Origin of the sequence: Pseudomonas sp. Irchel 3E19 (genome assembly GCF_900187585.1) — a bacterium.
Classification (GTDB): domain Bacteria; phylum Pseudomonadota; class Gammaproteobacteria; order Pseudomonadales; family Pseudomonadaceae; genus Aquipseudomonas; species Aquipseudomonas baetica.
This window is the reverse complement of the sequence record NZ_FYDT01000038.1, coordinates 20069-41375: the sequence shown is the minus strand read 5'-3', so window position 1 is coordinate 41375 and position 21307 is coordinate 20069. Positions and strand designations below refer to the sequence as shown.

General features: G+C 58.3%; 22 protein-coding genes and 2 tRNA genes. 9 read left to right on the top strand and 15 right to left on the bottom strand.

The features are described from left to right. Positions 1-125 precede the first annotated feature (125 nt). Positions 126-1238, top strand: a complete 1113-nt coding sequence (locus CKW18_RS21440; protein ID WP_095190631.1) for a DUF2817 domain-containing protein — start codon at positions 126-128, stop codon at positions 1236-1238. Positions 1239-1286: 48 nt separating this feature from the next. Here the strand turns inward: CKW18_RS21440 and CKW18_RS21435 are convergent, their stop codons facing one another. From CKW18_RS21435 to CKW18_RS21420, 4 genes are read right to left on the bottom strand one after another with little or no spacing between them, the layout of a single operon-like run. After that, positions 1287-1541, bottom strand: coding sequence for a bacteriocin immunity protein (locus tag CKW18_RS21435; RefSeq protein WP_095190649.1), 255 nt, complete (start codon positions 1539-1541; stop codon positions 1287-1289). A gap of 57 nt (positions 1542-1598) precedes the next feature. Then, complete coding sequence (locus tag CKW18_RS21430) at positions 1599-1868, bottom strand: bacteriocin immunity protein (RefSeq protein ID WP_095190630.1); 270 nt, start codon at positions 1866-1868, stop codon at positions 1599-1601. Between the two features lie 16 nt (positions 1869-1884). Continuing rightward, positions 1885-2154: a bacteriocin immunity protein gene (locus CKW18_RS21425; protein ID WP_095190629.1), complete on the bottom strand. Its 270-nt coding sequence runs from the start codon at positions 2152-2154 to the stop codon at positions 1885-1887. Between the two features lie 8 nt (positions 2155-2162). Beyond that, positions 2163-3410, bottom strand: a complete 1248-nt coding sequence (locus tag CKW18_RS21420; RefSeq protein WP_095190628.1) for an S-type pyocin domain-containing protein — start codon at positions 3408-3410, stop codon at positions 2163-2165. A 285-nt stretch (positions 3411-3695) separates the two neighbouring features. On the opposite strand from CKW18_RS21420, the gene CKW18_RS21415 reads away from it, so the two are divergent. Beyond that, on the top strand, positions 3696-4181 hold the full coding sequence (locus tag CKW18_RS21415) for a helix-turn-helix domain-containing protein (RefSeq protein WP_095190627.1): 486 nt from the start codon (positions 3696-3698) through the stop codon (positions 4179-4181). A gap of 68 nt (positions 4182-4249) precedes the next feature. Here the strand turns inward: CKW18_RS21415 and CKW18_RS21410 are convergent. Together CKW18_RS21410 and CKW18_RS21405 are read right to left on the bottom strand one after the other, a co-directional pair. Beyond that, positions 4250-4326: transfer RNA gene (locus CKW18_RS21410), tRNA-Met, on the bottom strand. 115 nt (positions 4327-4441) lie between these two features. Beyond that, positions 4442-6499, bottom strand: coding sequence for a methyl-accepting chemotaxis protein (locus CKW18_RS21405; protein WP_095190626.1), 2058 nt, complete (start codon positions 6497-6499; stop codon positions 4442-4444). Positions 6500-6937: 438 nt separating this feature from the next. Here CKW18_RS21405 and CKW18_RS21400 point away from each other — a divergent pair, with 438 nt between their 5' ends. Continuing rightward, positions 6938-8155 (top strand): MFS transporter, encoded by a 1218-nt coding sequence (locus CKW18_RS21400; RefSeq protein WP_095190625.1) that lies wholly within the window; start codon positions 6938-6940, stop codon positions 8153-8155. 192 nt (positions 8156-8347) lie between these two features. Here the strand turns inward: CKW18_RS21400 and ychF are convergent, their stop codons facing one another. The 8 genes from ychF to CKW18_RS21360 all read right to left on the bottom strand — a co-directional run bounded on the left by ychF (position 8348) and on the right by CKW18_RS21360 (position 15267). After that, a complete protein-coding gene (gene ychF, locus CKW18_RS21395; RefSeq protein ID WP_095190624.1) occupies positions 8348-9448 on the bottom strand; it encodes a redox-regulated ATPase YchF in 1101 nt (366 codons plus the stop codon). A 22-nt stretch (positions 9449-9470) separates the two neighbouring features. Further along, positions 9471-10055: an aminoacyl-tRNA hydrolase gene (gene pth, locus CKW18_RS21390; RefSeq protein ID WP_095190623.1), complete on the bottom strand. Its 585-nt coding sequence runs from the start codon at positions 10053-10055 to the stop codon at positions 9471-9473. Between the two features lie 171 nt (positions 10056-10226). Next, positions 10227-10826 carry a 50S ribosomal protein L25/general stress protein Ctc gene (locus CKW18_RS21385; protein ID WP_095190622.1) on the bottom strand — a complete coding sequence of 200 codons (600 nt, stop codon included), beginning with the start codon at positions 10824-10826 and terminating at the stop codon, positions 10227-10229. 142 nt (positions 10827-10968) lie between these two features. Continuing rightward, complete coding sequence (locus CKW18_RS21380; RefSeq protein ID WP_003171603.1) at positions 10969-11910, bottom strand: ribose-phosphate pyrophosphokinase; 942 nt, start codon at positions 11908-11910, stop codon at positions 10969-10971. A gap of 45 nt (positions 11911-11955) precedes the next feature. Next, positions 11956-12030, bottom strand: a tRNA-Gln gene (locus CKW18_RS21375). A gap of 36 nt (positions 12031-12066) precedes the next feature. Beyond that, on the bottom strand, positions 12067-12918 hold the full coding sequence (ispE, locus tag CKW18_RS21370) for a 4-(cytidine 5'-diphospho)-2-C-methyl-D-erythritol kinase (RefSeq protein WP_095190621.1): 852 nt from the start codon (positions 12916-12918) through the stop codon (positions 12067-12069). A gap of 3 nt (positions 12919-12921) precedes the next feature. Further along, positions 12922-13539 (bottom strand): lipoprotein insertase outer membrane protein LolB, encoded by a 618-nt coding sequence (gene lolB / locus CKW18_RS21365; RefSeq protein WP_095190620.1) that lies wholly within the window; start codon positions 13537-13539, stop codon positions 12922-12924. 3 nt (positions 13540-13542) lie between these two features. After that, positions 13543-15267: a tetratricopeptide repeat protein gene (locus tag CKW18_RS21360; protein WP_095190619.1), complete on the bottom strand. Its 1725-nt coding sequence runs from the start codon at positions 15265-15267 to the stop codon at positions 13543-13545. 182 nt (positions 15268-15449) lie between these two features. Between CKW18_RS21360 and hemA the strand changes: the two genes are divergently transcribed. The 6 genes from hemA to CKW18_RS21330 all read left to right on the top strand — a co-directional run bounded on the left by hemA (position 15450) and on the right by CKW18_RS21330 (position 20811). After that, positions 15450-16733, top strand: coding sequence for a glutamyl-tRNA reductase (gene hemA / locus CKW18_RS21355; protein ID WP_095190618.1), 1284 nt, complete (start codon positions 15450-15452; stop codon positions 16731-16733). Then, positions 16733-17815 carry a peptide chain release factor 1 gene (gene prfA, locus CKW18_RS21350; protein WP_095190617.1) on the top strand — a complete coding sequence of 361 codons (1083 nt, stop codon included), beginning with the start codon at positions 16733-16735 and terminating at the stop codon, positions 17813-17815. The genes hemA and prfA overlap by 1 nt, the downstream gene beginning before the upstream one ends. Next, positions 17816-18646 carry a peptide chain release factor N(5)-glutamine methyltransferase gene (gene prmC, locus CKW18_RS21345; RefSeq protein ID WP_095190616.1) on the top strand — a complete coding sequence of 277 codons (831 nt, stop codon included), beginning with the start codon at positions 17816-17818 and terminating at the stop codon, positions 18644-18646. Beyond that, positions 18640-19395 (top strand): molybdopterin-synthase adenylyltransferase MoeB, encoded by a 756-nt coding sequence (locus CKW18_RS21340; protein WP_095190615.1) that lies wholly within the window; start codon positions 18640-18642, stop codon positions 19393-19395. Before prmC ends, CKW18_RS21340 begins: the two co-directional genes overlap by 7 nt. After that, positions 19388-20179 (top strand): glutamate racemase, encoded by a 792-nt coding sequence (gene murI, locus CKW18_RS21335; protein ID WP_095190648.1) that lies wholly within the window; start codon positions 19388-19390, stop codon positions 20177-20179. The genes CKW18_RS21340 and murI overlap by 8 nt, the downstream gene beginning before the upstream one ends. 113 nt (positions 20180-20292) lie before the next feature. Next, positions 20293-20811: an acyloxyacyl hydrolase gene (locus tag CKW18_RS21330; RefSeq protein ID WP_095190614.1), complete on the top strand. Its 519-nt coding sequence runs from the start codon at positions 20293-20295 to the stop codon at positions 20809-20811. A 145-nt stretch (positions 20812-20956) separates the two neighbouring features. Here CKW18_RS21330 and CKW18_RS21325 read toward each other — a convergent pair whose 3' ends face one another. After that, positions 20957-21262, bottom strand: coding sequence for a YkgJ family cysteine cluster protein (locus CKW18_RS21325; protein WP_095190613.1), 306 nt, complete (start codon positions 21260-21262; stop codon positions 20957-20959). Positions 21263-21307: the final 45 nt, after the last annotated feature.

Genomic DNA, 21307 nt, shown 5'->3' with positions numbered 1-21307 from the left:
CTTGTAGGAGTGAGCCTGCTCGCGATAGCGCTGGACCAGTCAGCATTGATGCTGAATGTAATTGCGCGATCGCGAGCAGGCTCACTCCTACAGTTCAAAGGCATAAAAATCACAAGAGGCCAAGAATGCACAGCGAGTTCCCCACCGAATCCAGCTACCGCGATCAACGCGAACGGTTTCTGGTCGCCGCCAATGCCGCTGGCGCCACGCTCATTTCGTACGCGCATCCGCGTTGCGGGCCATTCGGCGAACCCTTGAGCACTGACGTCGCCATACTTGGCAATCCGCAAGCCAAACGTCGGCTGGTGGCGCTGAGCGGTACGCACGGAGTGGAGGGTTATTACGGCTCCGACTGTCAGATCGACTGGCTGAAAACCTTCGTGACGGGTTCGCTGCCCAAGGATGTTGCCGTGGTGATGGTTCACCTGATCAATCCCTGGGGCACGGCGTGGTTGCGGCGGGTCAACGAAGACAACATCGACCTCAATCGCAATCACCTGAATTTCACCTCGCCGCTACCGGATAACCGCGCTTACACCGCACTGCATGAAATCTACGCCTGCCGCGACCTGAACGGCCCCGAGCGACAACGTGCCGATGCCTTGCTGGCTGCGCAGATTGATGAGCATGGTTGGCCGGCGGTGATGTCGATCGTCGAGGGCGGTCAGCACAGCCATCCCGATGGATTGTTTTACGGTGGCCGCGCGGCGAGCTGGTCGAATCGCACGTTGCATCAAATCATCGAAGCGCATCTGGCTGGCGCTGAAACGCTGATGTGCTTCGACCTGCACACTGGCGCTGGCGAGTACGGCCACCCAATGTTGCTCACCATCACCCAAGCGCCTTACCCGGCACTCGCGCAGGCCCAGACGATCTACGGCCCATGGCTCTACACCTTGCACACCGGCGCCGACACCCTGAGCGAAACCGGTGTGGCGGCGACGGCTACCGGTTACACCTCGCAGGCGTTGCTTAATGCTTTACCGAACGTGCAGTTGATGCCGTTCGTGATCGAGTGCGGGACGTATCCGGGGGCGAATGTGCATCGGCATTTACGCGATGACCATTGGCTGCATCTGCATGGCGATCCGCTGGATGCGACGGGGCGGGTGATCAAGTTGAATTTGCTGGAGCAGTTTTATCCAGCGGATCCGGATTGGCGGGCGATGGTGGGGTTGCGGACTCGGCAGATTTGGGGGAAGGGGTTGGCGGCACTGTCGGCAGAGAACCCCGAATAGGTCAGGCAGAGTCCTGTGGCGAGGGTTGTCTCAAGGTATAAAAAGCGCTTATTGCTTAAATCCGGGCAGTCCATTCGCGGCACGCCACTTCTTCAAGGTTTCGTTGATGCCTTCTGCAGAATCATCGGTATCCACTGGCGGATAGAAAATCAAATCGGATCCTTCGGGATGTCCGCAAATAGAATTGAAGTGAAAGACGAGTCTGCTTTCTTCCTCCTCGGTTTCATCGTTTCCCATGATGCGCTCAAGCAGTTCAATGAACTCTTGTTCTGTGTAATCCGAAAGGCTTTGTCCAGTAACCATTTCTATCTTCCCTGTGAACATTTGCATCTTGCTTCGGGGGCATTAGAGGCCGGGTGCTTATTGCTTGAAGCCCGGAAGTCCATTCGCGGCTCGCCACTTTTTCACGGTTTCGATGATTGCTTCGTTGGAGTTGTCGGCCCCATCTTCTGGGTAGTAGATCAAATCAGTTCCATCTGGATGTTCCGTGATGCTGCAAAAGTGATCTAACATCGGGTCAAGCACTTCGTCAGAAGCATTTTTATTGGCTGTTCGAATCTCCTGCATAAAACGCAGAAATTCTGCCTCGGTGTTCTCCGAAATACTGTTTTTGGTAAAAGGAGAGATCATATTTTGCGTTCGGTACCTATTGCTTGAAACCAGGCAGTTCGTTGGCTGCACGCCATGCTGCAACTGTACGAGCTATACCAGCGGACGATGTGTCAGCTCCGGGTTCTGGATAGTAAATAAGGTCCATCCCGCTTGGATGTCCAACAATCGAGTTGAAGTGCCGCACTAAAACATCTGCACGCTCATCAGTGGGCGCCTTATCTTCTTTTCTAATCTCATCCACGAATTCAACGAAGTCTTGTTCGGTGTAGTCCGAAAAGCTGCGTTTGATGAATGGATCGTTCATGCTGTTCCCTATTCTTGGTGTATTTCGACGTGATTTTTAGGCGTGTGGATCCGCAGGTTATCAACGTTATATACCTCGCCGCCTTCGGATATCAATTCCACGTGGTGAATCTCGTGAGAGATCCTCTTGCCCGCAGCATCCATCAAGCGAGCTCGCGGTGCCTTTCCGTTGCGCATACGTTCCAAGCTGTCATCGCTAAACTGCCCGGCTACCGCACCATCTCTCGAGACCGTGGTCCAGAAGGCTCGTCTGAATGAATCAAAAGTAGAGTATTCGCGCCCTCTCAGTGAGTCGGCAATAGTGGTTGGGATCGGTGCGCCAGATCCCGTCCGGGCATGTTCCAACCAGACGCCGGATACATCCTCCCCAACCCCCGTCACCGTACCCGGCGTCAGTCTGGCCGGCCTCGAAAACACCACATACAGCGACTTCAGCCCCGTGTCCGCCGGGAACACCAGAATACAATCCTCGGCAGTAATGTCCTCGCCGGGCAGGCCTTCTATCTGGGTATCTGTGTTCTCGGGAATCGGATGAACAAGGATCGTGTTCAGTTGCTCGCCGTGTTCGGGATAGACCAGCGGCGGCATAGATCCTAGGGGCCCGCGCTGCGGCGTCCACAAAATGGTAATGCCGTTGAGCTTGGCCTCCATCGCAGTCTTGTCGCTGTTCCACTCGACGTTGACAGTACGCACCGAGTCATCGCCCGAAGCGCCGGAGTGGATGCCGTAAACCTGCATGACCCCTTCGGCATCATGCCGAAACTGGAAGCGCACACGAGTGGGCGCGCGGTTCATGCGGCGCAGTTGCTCATCGGTATGCAGCGTGCCGTCACCCATGCGGGTCGGCAGCATCCCGAGGACGAACACGCTGGCCGGCCCGGCAGCGCCGCGAATTGCCCAGTTGAGGCGCTGTTGCAGAATCCCGCCGCCCGCCAAACGCCCCAAGGCCAGATCGGCGCCTATCGCTGTCGCGACAGCGGTGCTGGCAGAGGGCAAGAGCATGGCGCCGGCGACCATGACCTTGCCGAAGTTGCTGGCGGGTTCGGGTGCCGTACCGGCGTCCGTTCGGCACCAGTTATCCACAGTGCAGGACTTGGCGAATACCTGATCTTCGCGGGGCTTGGGCGTTGGCCATTCATCCTTTTCGACGTATACCGGCTCCGGAGGGGGAGGCGGATTCCAAGCGGCCCACGAACCGTTCCATCTCGGACGTTTCCAAGGCCAATCTTTACCGAAAAGAGATTTGAATCGAGCCATGCCAACTCTCTGTATGGCTTTGAATCGAGCCAGGGAAGCTTGTCGGTCAATGGGGAATTCGGGCAAACCGATGGGGTGAGTTTCAGGCGCGAGATTTTACGAAAAATCCAATTCGTACCTGAGTCGAGCCCGTTTCCTACGGCGCTTTCTCGGTCTGTTGATTGAGGAATGATTTAGGTGAACCAGCGGTGTTTTACGCTTGTAGTCTTTCGGTTTGGATGGAGGGCGGTCTGCATTTCTCCTACAGACTTTTCAGGTCGACAACTTACGCACCGTTGCCTGAGGATGTTTTCTGTTGTTTTTCCAGGATGGATTTCAGATGAAAAGGATGAGTCCGTTGCCATTCAACTCTATTTTCAGTCGGCCATTGTCATGAGCATTTCCAATGAGGATCGCGATTTTCTGGTGGCGATGGGCAGTCGCATTGCTCACTTACGCACAGTGCACGAGATTACACAGACGCGGTTTGCACGGGCTTTAGGTCTTTCCCGGCAAACCTTTCAGGGCTACGAGGAGGGCACGCGCAGCATGCCGGTCACGACGCTGGTGAAGATGGCATTTGCGCTTCGCGTGCCTGTTGAAGACCTGCTCGGGGTTCCCTCGTACAAGGAGACGCCCAGACGCAGCTTGACCTCGACGTGGTATCGACGACTGCAGTCCATCAATGAGCTTTCGAAGGTTCAACAGAAGGTTATTGCGCAGATGCTCGACGCCCTGATCGCACAGGCAGCGACCAAAACAAGCGACGAAGAGGGGGATGCTTTGAAGTAGCAGATCACCGAGACTTTTCTCGAGGCATAAAAAAACGGCCTACCTTTCGGTAAGCCGTTTTTAGTACTTGGTGGCTACACAGGGACTTGAACCCCGGACCCCAGCATTATGAATGCTATGCTCTAACCAACTGAGCTATGTAGCCAAGTGGCGCGCATTATTCCCCTGAAATGGAAAAGCGTCAAGCGTAAATTTAAAATATTTCTTCTTATTTTCAACCGCTTATCCCCCAGCCCGGGAAATCCGGGCCGGGCAGGGCGTCAACGTAGCTGGAATCTCGCGGTATTGGCGCTCAACGCATGGCTGCCCTGGCTCAGGGTGTCCGCCGCCAGATTCACCGCCCGCGCACCTTCAAGCAAACGCACTGCGGCCTGATCGACCTGCTGGATATTGCCGCTGACCTCATCGGCGGTGCTCGCTTGCTCTTCCACCGCCGTGGCGATCTGCGCGAGGGTGTCGGTGACGCTCTGCACGGCGCAGGCAATTTCTCCCAGGCGTTCACCGAGACCGGTGACCGACTCGGCATCGGTTTGCGCCTGGCCGCAAGCGGCTTCCATCAAGCTCACGGCCTCGTTGACCGTAGCGCGCAAGCTGTCGACCGTGCTGGCGATCTGCGCGGTGGACGACTGCGTGCGTTGTGACAGGCTGCGCACTTCGTCAGCGACCACGGCAAAGCCGCGACCTTGTTCACCCGCGCGAGCAGCCTCGATGGCCGCGTTGAGCGCCAGCAGGTTGGTCTGTTCGGCAACACCGCGAATGGTGTCGACCACCAATTGAATCTGCTGACCTTGTTCACTGACCCGACCCAACGCCGCAGCCGTTTCATTCAAACGCTGATTGAGCTGCTGAATACTCGCCGTGGTGCGCTGGCTGTCACGGCTGCTGTCAGCCGCGATGCGCCGGGTGTGCTGGGCGCTGCCGGACGCCTGCTCGCAACTCTGCGCCACGCCTTGCGAGGTCGCGGCCAATTGCGTGGCAGCAGCGGCGATCTGGCTGATCTGTAACTGCTGCGCCTCGACTTCGCTGAGGGCGCCGCTTGAGTGTTCGTTGAGGCTGCGCACGGCGTTGCTCAATTGCGAAGTCTCGTGATCGACACCGAGCATACTGCTGCGCAGTTGCACCACGGCAACGTTGAGCGCAGTGCTGATCGCCGCAAGCTCATCACGCCCCACCACCGGCACCTGCAGGCTCAGGTTGCCATCGCGCAGGGCTTCGGCGAGCAGGGTGATGCCGCTGGCACTGCGGCGGATTGAAGCTTGCAGGCAGATGAACAGATACAGCGCCGCGAGCAGCAGACAGCCGAATATCGCCGCGACGAGGATGAACTGGCGGATCGCCGAGCCGTGGTAGGCATCGAGACGCTGATCCAGCGATACCAATGACTGTTGGCGCAGGGCGGCGAGGTCGGTCAGCAAGGCGTCGAGGCTGCGCTCAAAGTCGTCCGGTTTGAGGTTGATGCTGCCGCCGAACACGCCGTCATCCAGCACCTTCAGACCGCTGTCGAGGTGTTTGAGGCTGTCGTGGTATTGGCTGGCCCAGCTCTGCTGATCTTTCGGCAGGCGTGCTTCCAGCAGCGTGGCGGTTTTGACCAGTTGTTCGCGAGCGTCGCCGATACGGCTGCGCAGGTCGCGCAATTGCAAACGGCTTTGCAGGGTGAACTGGCCGGAGACGACCGATGCCTGGCCGACTGCAGCGAGGCGTCCGACCCGTTCGATGAGATCCGGCGCGTGCTGCGTGGAAATTTGTGTCAGCAGATAGGTTTCCAGCCACGGTGCGAGGGTCAGGCGATTGTCCATGACGATCTGCTCGCGCAACGCTTGCAGGGCGCTGAGGGCGTTGGTGAAACGGTCGTAACCGTCCGGCCACCAACCGACGCTGCTCAGGCTTTTCGAATCCAGACCATTGAGTGCGGTTTGCAGCGCTTGATAACGGGTGAGGGTTTCGCCTTGCGCTCCTTCATTTTTCAGAGCGTTGCCCAAGTCTGTGGTGGCTTGCAGAGCAGCCGGTTGTACTGCATCGAACGCGCCCATGGCGGCGAGAGTGGCCGGTGTCGGTTGGCGATTGGTTTCGGTGGCGCGCCAACGGGCGGCGCGGTCGCGTTGGGCCGCGAGCAGGTTGTCCAGCGCATCGAGGCTGAGCAACTGGCGCACGCCAGCGCGTTCGCCGGAAATCAGATTGAGCTTGTCGCGATAGTCCTGGCCGATCATCAACAGGCTGCCAGCCAACGGCAGAATGAACAGCAGAAACAACAACTGGAATTTACCTGCGAAGCCAAACCGCCCCAGCAATTTGATCCCCGGTGAAAGGAAAGCCTGCATGCCCCATGACTCCTCTGGACACCACGCACCATCGGCGTGCATCGCGGTCTGACGACGTTGACGTTGTGCCCTGCTAAAAGGCCTCGAAAGTTCACTCTCGCCCGCTCTGTAGGCCGGCTCTGTAGCGAAACTTCCCATTGTCGGTCGCCTTTGTAAGGCGCCCGCGTTCAAGGGGAGAAGCAGGCAAGATTCAGACCATGGCGTTGCGCTATCACCTATATGCCAGATATCAGATTTCCCCCCTGTAGGAGCTGCCGAAGGCTGCGATCTTTTGGTCTGTTTTTTAGAAGCAAGATCAACAGATCGCAGCCTGCGGCAGCGCCTACAGGATTCGGTCAGTTTAATAGTTAGCTGGCTAAGGGGATGGCGCTGGCGCACCGAAAAATGGCACATTGACGCACCTGCCTGCGGGCACCCATCTGCTGTCCGGAAACTTCCATGGCTATCAGCAACGTTCAGACCGCCGCTGCTTCGGCGCCCGCGGCTCCCCAAAGCAGTCCACTGGTGATGCGTATCATCGGCGCGGTGGCGCTGGCGCATTTGATCAACGACCTGATCCAGTCGGTGCTGCCGTCGATCTACCCGATGCTCAAGGCCAATTACGGCCTGACCTTTACTCAGGTCGGCCTGATCACTTTGACCTTTCAACTGACTGCCTCGTTGTTGCAGCCGTGGGTCGGTTATCACACCGATCGGCATCCGAAGCCGTGGCTATTGCCGGCCGGTTCGATCTGCACGCTGATTGGCATCGTGATGATGTCGATAGTCGGCAGTTTTCCATTGATTCTGCTGGCGGCGGCGCTGATCGGTATCGGCTCCTCGACGTTTCACCCGGAGGCGTCGCGGATTGCGCGGCTGGCCTCCGGGGGACGTTTCGGTCTGGCGCAATCGACCTTCCAGGTGGGTGGTAACGCCGGTTCCGCATTTGGTCCGTTGCTGGCGGCAGCGATCATCATTCCGTTCGGTCAGGGCAATGTGGCGTGGTTCGGTTTGTTCGCGGTATTTGCGCTGTTCGTGCTGTACCGCATCAGTCGCTGGTACGCCCATCACTTGAACCTGTTCAAGCTCAAGGCAGGCCAGGCGGCGACTCACGGGCTGTCGAAGGGCAGGGTGACCAGTGCGCTGGTGGTGCTCGGTTTGCTGGTGTTTTCCAAGTATTTCTACATGGCCAGTCTCACGAGCTATTTCACGTTCTACCTGATCGAGAAGTTCGATTTGTCGGTGGCCAGCTCGCAGTTGCACTTGTTCCTGTTTCTTGGCGCGGTGGCGGCGGGGACCTTCTTCGGTGGGCCGATTGGCGACAAGATCGGACGTAAGGCAGTGATCTGGTTTTCGATCCTCGGCGTGGCGCCGTTTACGCTGCTCATGCCCCATGTCGATCTGTTCTGGACGACCGTCCTCAGCGTGGTGATCGGCTTCATCCTTGCTTCGGCATTCTCGGCGATCGTTGTGTACGCTCAAGAGCTGGTACCGGGCAATGTCGGGATGATCGCCGGGGTGTTCTTTGGTCTGATGTTTGGTTTCGGCGGGATTGGCGCGGCGTTGCTCGGGCATCTGGCGGATGTACACGGGATTGAGTACGTGTATTTCCTTTGCTCGTTCCTGCCACTATTTGGCGTACTGGCGATTTTCCTGCCACGCACCAAAAAGACCTGACGCCACACAAATCCAACTGTGGGAGCGGGCTTGCTCGCGAATGCGATGTATCAGCTATAGATGTACTGACTGACTGACTGACACGACGCCTTCGCGAGCAAGCCCGCTCCCACAGGGGAATTGCGTACAGCCATAAATTTCAGGCACAAAAAAGCCGCGTATCAAACGCGGCTTTTTCTTGAGCGGTGTTGCTTAGACGTTGAAGCGGAAGTGCATCACGTCGCCGTCTTTAACGATGTAGTCCTTGCCTTCCAGGCGCCATTTACCGGCTTCTTTGGTGCCGGCTTCGCCCTTGTACTGGATGAAGTCGTTGTAGGCGATGACTTCGGCGCGGATGAAGCCTTTCTCGAAGTCGGTGTGGATCACGCCGGCAGCCTGAGGTGCGGTGGCGCCGACTTTGACGGTCCAGGCGCGGACTTCTTCAACACCGGCGGTGAAGTAGGTCTGCAGGTGCAGCATTTCGTAGCCGGCGCGGATCACGCGGTTCAGGCCAGGCTCTTCCAGGCCCAGGGCCTCGAGGAACATGTCTTTCTCTTCGCCGTCATCCAGCTCGGCGATTTCTGCTTCGATCTTGTTGCAGACCGGAACAACTATGGCGCCTTCTTCTTCGGCGATGGCGCGAACCACGTCCAGGTGCGGGTTGTTCTCGAAACCGTCTTCAGCGACGTTGGCGATGTACATGACCGGTTTGGTGGTCAGCAGGTGGAAGCCCTTGATCACTGCCTTTTCGTCAGTGCTCATGTTCTTCATCAGGCTGCGTGCCGGCTTGGCTTCGGTGAAGTGCGCGATCAGTTGCTCCAGCAGAGCCTTCTGAACCACAGCGTCCTTGTCACCGCCCTTGGCGTTACGCGCGACTTTCTGCAGTTGCTTCTCGCAGCTGTCGAGGTCGGCGAAGATCAGTTCCAGGTCGATGATTTCGATGTCGCGTTTCGGGTCGACGCTGTTGGAAACGTGGATCACGTTTTCGTCTTCGAAGCAGCGTACGACGTGAGCGATGGCGTCGGTTTCACGGATGTTGGCCAAGAACTTGTTGCCCAGGCCTTCACCTTTCGAGGCGCCGGCTACCAGGCCTGCGATGTCGACGAACTCCATGGTGGTCGGCAGGATGCGCTTCGGATTGACGATGGCCGCCAAGGCTTCCAGACGCGGATCCGGCATCGGCACGATGCCGCTATTCGGCTCGATGGTGCAGAAGGGGAAGTTCTCGGCCGCGATCCCGGATTTGGTCAGGGCGTTGAACAGGGTGGACTTGCCGACGTTAGGCAGGCCGACGATGCCGCAATTGAATCCCATGGTGTTTCCCCTCGGTAAAGAGTCAGGCCTTCTGGCTGTGCAGGTTTTTCATCGCACGGTTCCATTCACCGGCGAGGATATCCGGCAGCACGCCGAGGGCAAAATCGATGCTGGCATCGAGTTTTTCCTGTTCGGCGCGTGGCGCACGACCCAGGACGAAATTTGAAACCATACTGGCGACGCCCGGGTGGCCGATGCCAAGCCGCAGGCGGTAGAACGTATTCTGATTGCCCAGTTGCGCGATGATGTCGCGCAACCCGTTGTGACCGCCATGGCCGCCGCCCTGCTTGAGCTTGGCGACGCCCGGAGGCAGATCGAGTTCGTCGTGCGCCACCAGGATTTCTTCAGGCTTGATGCGGAAGAAACCGGCGAGTGCCGCCACGGCCTGGCCGCTGCGGTTCATGTAGGTGGTGGGAATCAGCAGACGAACATCCTGACCCTGATGCGAATAGCGCCCGGTCAGGCCGAAATATTTGCGATCGGCCACAAGACTCACATTCTGTGCGTGGGCGATGCGCTCAACAAAAAGGGCCCCTGCGTTATGCCGGGTCTGTTCGTATTCAGCGCCTGGATTTCCCAGGCCAACGATCAGTTTGATGGCAGTCACGATAGGGGCCCTTCCTTGGAGTGGTGGATAACATCGCCGCGATCCGGGAAGGCGGCGAAAGTGGACGAAAATTGCTCATTTACCATGAATGTAAACTCCGCGTTCTCGCCCGCTTTCTCGCTACGTTCCAGTCCGCGATGTTACTTGCTCACTCAGGCATGACAGAGTGAATTAATCTGCTGCGCCTTCTTCAGCTTCTGGAGCAACGCGTGGAGCGTGTACGTTTGCAACAGCTTTGTCGTCACCGTGAGCCAGTGCAACGAACTCAACGCCTTTAGGGGCTTTGAGGTCGGACAGGTGAACGATTGCGCCGATTTCCAGAGCCGACAGGTCGACTTCGATGAACTCAGGCAGATCTTTCGGCAGGCAAGTTACTTCGATTTCGTTCAGGACGTGCGAGATCTCGCCGCCTTTCTTGATCGGAGCTTCTTCACCAACAAAGTGCACAGGCACGATAGCGGTCAGTTTCTGGCCGGCTACGACGCGTACGAAGTCAGCGTGCATAACGTGACCCTTGGACGGGTGACGTTGCAGAGCTTTGATGATGACGTTCTGCTTTTTGCCGCCAACGTTCAGTTCGATAACGTGGCTGTAGGCAGCATCGTTTTCGAGCAGTTTGGCAACTTCTTTGGCCAGCATGCTGATGGATTCAGGGGCTTTTTCGCCACCGTAAACAACAGCTGGAACCAGAGCGGCGAGACGACGCAGGCGGCGGCTCGCACCTTTCCCCAGGTCGGAACGCACTTCAGCATTCAGAGTAAAATCGTTCATTTTGTATCTCCAAAATAGCCATGACCGGAGTGGCGTTTGCGACCAGCGCCAAACACGGTATGGGCAAAAAAGCCCCGCCCCGACAGGAATGCCGGGGCGGGGCGCTTTTCGTCAACGAGACATCTCGAGAAGGGCAGGGCCCTTAACGGAACATCGCGCTGATCGATTCTTCGTTGCTGATGCGGCGAACCGCTTCGGCAACAACCGGTGCGATATCCAGTTGACGGATACGTGCACAGGCTTGTGCGGCAGCGGACAGCGGGATGGTGTTAGTCACCACCAGCTCGTCCAGCACGGAATTTTCGATATTCTCGATGGCCCGACCCGACAGCACAGGGTGTGTGCAGTAGGCAAAGACCTTGGCTGCGCCATGCTCTTTCAGGGCCTTGGCCGCGTGGCACAGAGTGCCGGCGGTATCGACCATGTCATCGACCAGAATGCAGGTACGCCCTTCGACATCACCGATGATATGCATCACTTCAGAGTGATTGGCTTTCTCACGGCGTTTGTCGATGATCCCGAGATCCACGCCCAGCGACTTGGCAACAGCACGTGCACGCACGACGCCACCAATGTCCGGGGACACGATCATCAGGTTTTCGAAGCGCTGATCTTCAATGTCATCCACCAGAACCGGGGAGCCGTAGATGTTATCTACCGGAATATCGAAGAAACCCTGAATCTGGTCAGCATGCAGATCAACCGTGAGAACACGGTCGATGCCGACTACGGTAAGCATGTCAGCGACGACTTTCGCGCTGATAGCCACACGTGCGGAACGCGGACGGCGATCCTGACGGGCATAACCAAAATAAGGAATAACAGCAGTGATACGAGTAGCCGAGGAGCGGCGGAAGGCATCAGCCATCACTACCAGTTCCATCAGGTTATCGTTGGTCGGAGCGCAAGTCGGCTGAATAATGAAAACGTCTTTACCGCGAACGTTTTCATTGATCTCGGCAGTAATTTCGCCGTCGGAAAACTTGCCGACAGAGATGTCACCGAGAGGGATATGCAGCTGACGTACAACACGCCGAGCCAGATCGGGGTTAGCGTTCCCCGTAAAGACCATCATCTTGGACACGCGCAGTACCTAGAGGCTGAGGGTAACCTGGATGAGTATAGAAAATGGCAGGGGCGGCTGGATTCGAACCAACGCATGGCAGGATCAAAACCTGCTGCCTTACCGCTTGGCGACGCCCCTGTATCTGTTGCATCAAGTGCCGAGCACTTGGTTCCTTTAGAGCAGACTTTGCAGCTTGCGATGCAACATCGAAATGTTGCTTCCTTTTGCTACAAACCCTGTAAGGGTCTCTGTCAGAAGGGCCGAGACTTTATCAGCTTCAGCTTTGCTTGGGAAGCCCCCAAACACACAACTTCCAGTTCCGGTGAGCTTTGCTTCGGTAAATTTACCTAACAAATCCAATGCGTTACGTACTTCTGGATAACGCCTTGCAACCACCGGCAAGCAGTCATTTCGACTGTTTCCCTCGGGAACGGGGCGCACTTTAATGGGCGGCGTGTTACGTGTCAACAAAGGATCGGAAAAAATTTCTGCCGTACTTACAGAGACTTGCGGCACGAGCACCAGATACCACGGTTCTTCAGGGTCGACCGGGGTGAGTTTTTCGCCCACGCCCTCGGCAAACGCCGCGTGGCCACGGACGAAAACCGGCACGTCGGCCCCCAGCGAAAGGCCCAGTGCGGCCAGGCGATCTTCATCCCAGCCCAACTGCCACAAATGATTCAGGCCGAGCAAAGTCGTCGCCGCGTTCGAACTGCCGCCACCAATTCCGCCGCCCATGGGCAGGACTTTATCAATCCAGATATCGATGCCGAGCGTGCAACCGGACTGTTGCTGGAGCATTTTTGCTGCACGCACGATCAGGTTGCTGTCATGCGGCACGCCGGCGAACTCGGTGTGCAGTTGAATCACACCGTCATCACGCACGGCAAAAGTGATTTCATCGCCGTAATCGACAAACTGAAACAGCGTCTGCAACTCGTGATAACCGTCTTCACGGCGACCGAGAATGTGCAGCATCAGGTTGAGTTTGGCCGGCGACGGCAGGGTCAGGCGTGCAGCGGTCATGGGTTACTGCCCCAACTTGCGCGGTTGCCAGGTCTTGATCACCAGCGTCACGTCCAGGTCAGTGCCATGCAGCTTGATGCGCTCGGGCAACCAGTAACCATTTTGTTCGGTGTAGGCGGTGTACTCGACTTTCCAGCCATCCTGTTCAAGGTTGGCCAGGCGGCTGTCGGCATCCAGGCTCAAACGGCTTTTGCTGTCCGGTGCCGGCAGGCCACGGACCCACCAGGCGAGGTTCGAAACCGGCAGTTTCCAGCCAAGCTGTTCTTCGAGCAGCGCTTCCGGCGACTGCGATTCGTAGCGGCCCTGATTGGCCACTTCCAGCGACACCTTGCCCGGACGCCCGGTCAGGCGTGCCGCGCCACGGCCCAGCGGACCCGACAGACGAATGTCGTAATAGTCCTGACGTTGCAGCCAGAACAACGTGCCGCTACCGGAATCTTTCGGGGCTCGGATGCCGATCTTGCCGTCAATCTGCCAGCCATCGAGGCCGGTCAGTTGCTGTTTGTTCGCGGCCCATTGAGCGGGGCTGCCGTGGCCCTCGACCGATTCACGAGCGCCGAAGCCCGCGCAACCGGCGAGCAGGGCGATGAAGCTGAAAACAATAACGTGGCGCAAAAACATGAGTTAAAGAGTCTCTGATCCGGTCAGGCGCTTGATGGTGCTGCGCAGAATGGTGCTGTCGGGCTGATCCTTGAGGAATTTGCCCCAGATTTGTTTGGCTTCGCGCTGGTTGCCCTTGGTCCACAACACTTCGCCCAAATGTGCGGCGACTTCGTGGTCCGGGAAACGCTCCAGCGCCTGACGCAGATATTTTTCGGCGTCGTCCAGATTGCCCATGCGATAGTTCACCCAGCCAAGGCTGTCGAGTACCGCCGGGTCTTCCGGATTGATCTTGTGTGCCTGCTCGATGAGTGCCCTGGCTTCAGCGTAGCGGGTCGTACGGTCAGACAGGGTGTAGCCCAAAGCGTTCAGCGCCATGGCGTTGTCCGGATCACGCTTGATGATCAGGCGCAGGTCTTTTTCCATCTGCGCCAGGTCATTGCGTTTTTCCGCCAGCATGGCCCGGGTGTACAGCAGGTTCAGATCGTCCGGGTATTGCAGCAAGGCTTGCTGCAAGACTTTCCAGGCCTTGTCGTCCTGTTTGTTGGCCGACAGGGTTTCCGATTCGATGAGGTACAACTGGACCGCGTAATCCGGTTGTTCGTCACGCTCGGTTGCCAGTTTGCTTTGTGCTTCGGCGGTCTTGCCGTTGTTCATCAGAATATCGGCCTGACGTAATTGCGCAGGCAGATAATCATTACCGGGGCCGACCTGGGCATATTCGATCAACGCGCCCTGCGGGTCGTTACGCTCTTCAGCGATGCGACCGAGGTTCAGGTGCGCCGAATCGACATGGCTTTCGCGGGCGATCAGGTCTTCCAGATAACCTTTGGCCTCATCCCAGGCCTTGGCTTCCAGGCAGACCAGAGCCAGCGAGTAACGCAGTTCATCGTCTTCCGGGTATTGCTGAACGAGGCTGGAGAACTCGGCCTTGGCGTCGTCCATCCGGTCCTGTTCAACCAGCATGCGCGCGTAAGTCAGGCGCAGGCGCTTGTCGTCCGGGTATTTTTTGATGTTCTTTTTCAGCAGCGGCAAGGCTTCGTCGCCACGGCTCAACAGTTGAAGCAGGCGTGCACGCAGCAGGATCGGAGCGATTTCGCCGTCATCCGGCGGATTGTCTTCGAGCAGGGCCAGGGCGGCTTTGTTGTCGCCATCCTGTTGCAAGAGCAGGGCTTTGCCGAAAATCAGCTGGCTGTTGTTCGGGTGACGCTGCAGCAGACGGTCGAAACTTTTCATCAGGCCGTTGCGGGTTTCCTGATCGGTATCGGCCGCCGACAGTGCGAGGAAGTCGAAATGGGTATCGCCCTTGCCTTGCAGGACTTTCTCCATATAGACCATCGAGTCGTCGTAACGCCCGGCACGTGCCAGTTGCACGGCGGCGGCGCGTTGCGCTTCGAGGTCGTCCGGGGCGTTTTTCGCCCAGATCAGCGCGGTATCGAGGGCCGGTTGATCGGCGCCCAGGTACTCGGCGATACGGAATGCACGCTCGGAGACGCCCGGATCCTGAGTGTTGATGGCCTGGGTCACGTAGTTGTCCAGGGCAATGTCGAAACGATTGCGCTGGCCGGCGAGTTCGGCGCTCAGCAGGCTGAACACGGTTTCTTCGCTGAACGAGCTGTAAACCTTTGGCTTTTCAGGCGCGGGCGTGGTGTCTTCGACCGACGGCGTACCGTCCGGCGCAACGGGGGCCAGGGCCTGGCAGCCGCTGAGGAAGACAAAAGCAAGGAGCAACGCGGAGGATCTATTCATATAGGAAGAGGACGACTAACCTGCGGTCGGATCATCATGACACAAGCCTTCGGCCAAACATAACCGAGTCTCAATTGTGCCCATTATAGGGGCGGACAATTGGGACAATAGTCAGCGGTAGTTGTTCTGAATCTGGCGAAGGTGGACAATTGCCGGCTTCACGTCACCATCAGCGACCTTGAATGGCCTTCCTTGCACTCGGTATTAACCACAAGACTGCTTCTGTAGACGTCCGCGAGCGCGTGGCCTTTACCCCTGAGCAATTGGTTGAGGCCTTGCAGCAGCTCTGCCGACTGACCGACAGCCGCGAAGCTGCGATCCTCTCCACCTGCAATCGCAGTGAGCTTTATATAGAACAGGATCAGCTTTCGGCCGATATCGTGCTGCGCTGGCTGGCCGACTATCACCATTTAAGCCTCGATGAGCTGCGCGCGAGTGCTTATGTGCATGAAGATGATGCGGCAGTTCGTCACATGATGCGCGTCGCCTCCGGGCTCGACTCGCTGGTACTGGGCGAACCGCAGATTCTCGGCCAGATGAAATCGGCCTACGCTGTGGCCCGCGAAGCCGGCACCATCGGCCCGCTGCTGGGGCGACTGTTTCAGGCAACGTTCAATGCCGCCAAGCAGGTGCGAACCGACACCGCCATCGGTGAAAACCCGGTGTCCGTGGCGTTTGCGGCGGTCAGCCTGGCGAAACAGATTTTCAGTGATTTGCAACGCAGCCAGGCCTTGCTGATCGGCGCCGGCGAGACCATCACCCTGGTCGCCCGCCATCTGCATGAGCTGGGGGTCAAGCGCATCGTCGTCGCCAACCGCACGCTGGAGCGCGCCAGTTTGTTGGCCGAGCAGTTCGGCGCCCACGCGGTGCTGCTCTCGGACATTCCGGCAGAGCTGGTGCGCAGCGATATCGTCATCAGTTCGACCGCCAGTCAGTTACCGATTCTCGGCAAGGGCGCGGTCGAGAGTGCGCTGAAGCTGCGCAAGCACAAGCCGATCTTCATGGTCGACATCGCCGTTCCCCGGGACATCGAACCGGAAGTCGGCGAGTTGGACGACGTTTACCTGTATAGCGTCGACGATCTCCACGAAGTGGTCGCCGAAAACCTCAAGAGCCGCCAAGGCGCGGCGCAAGCGGCCGAAGAGATGGTCTCGGTCGGCGCCGACGATTTTATGGTGCGCCTGCGCGAACTGGCGGCAGTCGACGTGCTCAAGGCCTATCGTCAACAGAGCGAACGCCTGCGCGACGAAGAGCTGCAAAAAGCCCTGCGTCTGCTGGCTAACGGCGGCAACGCCGAAGATGTGCTCGGCCAATTGGCCCGTGGCCTGACCAATAAACTCTTGCATGCGCCCAGCGTGCAATTGAAAAAGCTTTCTGCCGAAGGCCGCCTCGATGCGCTGGCCATGGCCCAGGAACTCTTTGCCCTCGAGGGCTCACCGGATAGCTTTTCGGATAAAAAACCGTAATGAAAGCGTCACTGCTCAATAAGCTGGATGTTCTCCAGGACCGTTTCGAGGAACTGACCGCGTTGCTCGGCGACGGCGAAGTCATTTCCGATCAGGCCAAATTTCGCGCTTATTCCAAGGAATACGCTGAACTTGAGCCGGTCGTAAACGCCTATAAAAAGCTGCTCAGCGTACAAGGTGATCTTGAAGGCGCGCAGGCGCTGCTCAAGGACAACGACCCGGACATGCGTGAAATGGCCGTGGAAGAAGTCCGCGAAGCCAAGGAATTGCTGGTCACGCTGGAATCCGATCTGCAACGCATGTTACTGCCCAAGGATCCCAACGACGGGCGCAACGTCTTTCTCGAAATTCGCGCCGGCACCGGTGGCGACGAGGCGGCGATCTTCTCTGGCGACCTGTTCCGCATGTACTCGCGTTACGCCGAACGCCGTGGCTGGCGTGTGGAGATCCTCTCGGAAAACGAAGGTGAACACGGCGGCTATAAAGAAGTCATCGCGCGCATTGAAGGTGACAACGTTTACGGCAAGCTGAAATTCGAATCCGGCGCGCACCGCGTACAGCGTGTGCCCGCCACCGAATCCCAAGGCCGTATCCATACCTCGGCCTGCACCGTGGCGGTATTGCCGGAGCCGGACGAGCGCGAAGCCATCGAGATCAACCCGGCGGATTTGCGCGTCGACACGTTCCGCTCCTCCGGAGCCGGCGGTCAGCACGTCAACACCACCGACTCGGCGATCCGCATCACGCACATACCGACCGGCACCGTCGTCGAGTGTCAGGAAGAGCGCTCCCAGCACAAGAACCGTGCCCGGGCGATGGCGTGGCTGTCGGCCAAGCTCAACGATCAGCAAACCGCCGCGGCGGCCAATGCAATCGCCAGCGAGCGTAAATTGCTCGTCGGTTCCGGTGATCGTTCCGAGCGCATTCGCACCTATAACTATGCTCAAGGCCGGGTCACCGACCATCGCGTCAACCTGACCCTGTACTCGCTCGATGAAATTCTCGCCGGCGGCGTGGAGGCGGTGATCGAGCCGTTGCTGGCCGAATACCAGGCTGACCAACTCGCTGCGATAGGTGAATAAATGACCATCATTGCCAGCCTGTTGCGCGCCGCCGAACTGCCGGACTCGCCCACCGCGCGTCTGGACGCCGAACTGCTTCTGGCGGCGGCGCTGGGTAAGTCGCGCAGTTTTCTCCACACCTGGCCCGAGCGCATTGTGCCAACGGAAGCCGCGCAGACCTTTGTTGCCTACCTGCAACGTCGTCGTGGCGGCGAGCCAGTGGCTTACATTCTTGGTCAGCAAGGTTTCTGGAAACTTGATCTGGAAGTCGCGCCGCATACGCTGATCCCGCGCCCCGACACTGAACTGCTGGTGGAAGCAGCGTTGGAGTTATTGCCCGCGACCCCGGCCAAAGTCCTCGACCTCGGTACTGGTAGCGGCGCGATTGCCCTGGCTCTGGCCAGTGAGCGTCCGGCGTGGCAGGTTACTGCGGTGGATCGCATTCTGGAAGCCGTGGCCCTGGCCGAGCGCAATCGCCAGCGCCTGAGCCTGAACAACGCCATCGTGCTGAGCAGCCATTGGTTCAGCGCCCTTGAAGGCCAGCGTTTTGAGCTGATCATCAGCAACCCGCCGTACATCGCGTCCGCCGATCCGCATCTGGTCGAAGGCGATGTGCGCTTCGAACCGGCCAGTGCGCTGGTGGCCGGTGAGGATGGGCTCGACGATCTGCGTCTGATCGTCACCCAGGCGCCGGATCATCTGGACGCCGGTGGCTGGCTGATGCTCGAACACGGCTATGATCAAGCCGAAGCCGTGCGCGATCTGTTGATCACTCGTGGTTTCGAAGAAGTCCACAGCCGCACCGATCTGGGCGGCCATCAACGCATCAGCCTGGGGCGCCTGCCGTGCTGAATGATCAGGAGTTGCTGCGCTACAGCCGGCAGATTCTGCTGCAACACATCGACATCGATGGGCAATTGAAGCTCAAGGAAAGCCGCGTGCTGATCGTCGGTCTCGGCGGTCTGGGTGCGCCGGTTGCCTTGTATCTGGCGGCGGCAGGTGTCGGCGAACTGCATCTGGCGGATTTCGACACGGTCGATCTGACCAACCTGCAACGCCAGATCATTCATGACACCGACAGCGTCGGCATGAGCAAGGTCGACTCGGCGCTCAAGCGTCTGGGGGCGATCAATCCCGAGATCAACCTGGTCGCTCATCGTCAGGCGCTGGATGAGGATTCCCTTGCCGCCGTTGTGGCGGCGGTGGATCTGGTGCTCGATTGTTCCGATAATTTTTCCACCCGCGAAGCGGTCAACGCCGCGTGTGTGGCTGCGCGTAAACCGTTGGTCAGCGGTGCGGCGATTCGCCTGGAAGGGCAGCTCTCCGTCTTCGATCCGCGTCGCGCCGAGAGCCCGTGCTACCACTGTCTGTACGGCCACGGCAGCGAAGCCGAACTGACCTGCAGCGAGGCCGGCGTGATCGGGCCGCTGGTGGGGCTGGTCGGCAGTCTGCAGGCGCTTGAGGCGTTGAAAGTCTTGGTCGGCTTCGGTGAGCCGCTGGTTGGCCGTTTGCTGTTGATCGATGCCTTGGGCTCGCGTTTCCGCGAGTTGCGAGTCAAGCGTGATCCAGGTTGCAGTGTCTGTGGGGCGCACCATGCGTGAGGCGCCGGTCGGCGTGTTCGATTCCGGTGTCGGCGGCTTGTCGGTATTGGCGGAAATCCAGCGCTTGCTGCCCAATGAGTCACTGCTGTATTTCGCCGATTGCGGGCACATTCCTTATGGTGAGAAAACTCCGGAATTCATCCGCCAGCGTTGCAGCGTGATGGCCGGTTTTTTCCGCGAGCAGGGCGCCAAGGCTTTGGTGGTCGCCTGCAATACCGCGACGGTAGCGGCTGCTGCCGATCTGCGCCGTGACTTTCCCGACTGGCCGATCGTTGGCATGGAGCCAGCGGTGAAACCGGCGGCCGCAGCAACTCGCAGTGGTGTGGTCGGCGTACTGGCCACCACTGGCACCTTGCAAAGTGCCAAGTTCGCCGCTTTGCTCGACCGCTTTGCCAATGATGTGCGCGTGATTACTCAACCGTGTCCGGGTCTGGTCGAGTTGATCGAAAGTGGCGATCTGCACAGCGCCGAGTTGCGCCAGTTGCTGCAAAGCTATGTCGATCCGCTGCTGGCCAAGGGTTGCGACACCATTATTCTCGGCTGCACGCACTATCCCTTTCTCAAGCCGATGCTCAAGTCGATGATCCCCGCGGACATCAGCCTGATCGATACCGGCGCCGCTGTGGCGCGGCAACTTCAGCGCTTATTGGTCGAGCGCAATCTGCTCGCCGAGGGGCCAAGTCAAGCGACGAAATTCTGGACCAGCGCCGATCCGGGTCATTTCAGAAAAGTCCTTCCTGTGCTGTGGCATTCGTCTGGCAGCGTAAAACCCTTCGATTTGTAAAAATAATGTGAAACAAACATGGAAATCGGCTGAACTTCTGTTCGAGCGCAGATTTCTATAGCGTTGAATCACCTTAAAAACCAAACGATCGTTCCGGAAAGGGAAGTTTCAAAGTGAAGCGACTATTCTGCTTGGCCGCGATTGCGGCCGCACTGATGGGGCAAAGCATTACTGCACAAGCTGCCGGCGTTGAATTCGCCGTCGGTGCTACCAGCGATTCGACCATGACTTATCGCCTGGGGATGAATTTTGACTGGGACAAGAGCTGGCTACAGAGTGACGTCGGTCGCCTGACCGGTTACTGGAGTGGCGCCTATACCTACTGGGAAGGTGACAAGACGTCCAGCAACAACAGCCTGTCGTTCTCGCCTGTATTCGTTTACGAGTTTGCCGGTCAGTCGGTCAAACCGTATATCGAGGCGGGGATTGGTGTAGCGGCGTTCTCCAACACCCAATACGAATCGAACAATCTCGGCGGCTCCTTCCAGTTCGAAGACCGTATCGGGTTTGGTCTGCGTTTCAATGGCGGGCATGAAGTCGGGATTCGTGCGACGCACTATTCCAACGCCGGCCTGGCCAGCGACAACGACGGTGTAGAAAGCTACGCGCTGCATTACACGATGCCACTGTAAGCACAGATTTAACTGCTTGCAGAAAACCTTGTGGGAGCGGGCTTGCTCGCGAATAGGGTGTATCAGTCGACAGGTGAGTTGATTGACCCACCGCTTTCGCGAGCAAGCCCGCTCCCACATTTGGTTTTTTGGGGGGGGGGCGGGATCAGCGGTATACCGTGGCGATACCCTGGCGCTCTTCGATGCACTCGGGTGAGCCCATCTCGAACTCGCGACAAATCAGCGGACGCTTCTCATAGATCGTGCACATCATCGTGTCGCGATCCAGTGCCGCACACCAGCCGTCGTCCAGACGCAGCATCACTTCGCCGCCCCACTCATCGGTATCGATAAAGCGATCAGGCACGCCGGTGTCGGTGATCAGCATCACTTCGAGCTGGCAGCAGCACGCTGCGCAAGTCGAACAGGTGACCGCCGGTTCGGTGATTTGCTGGTGGGGAATGGTTTTCATGGCCGGCAGTGTAAGGCAGAGCTCGTCGAGTGTGTGAAAGCTCTG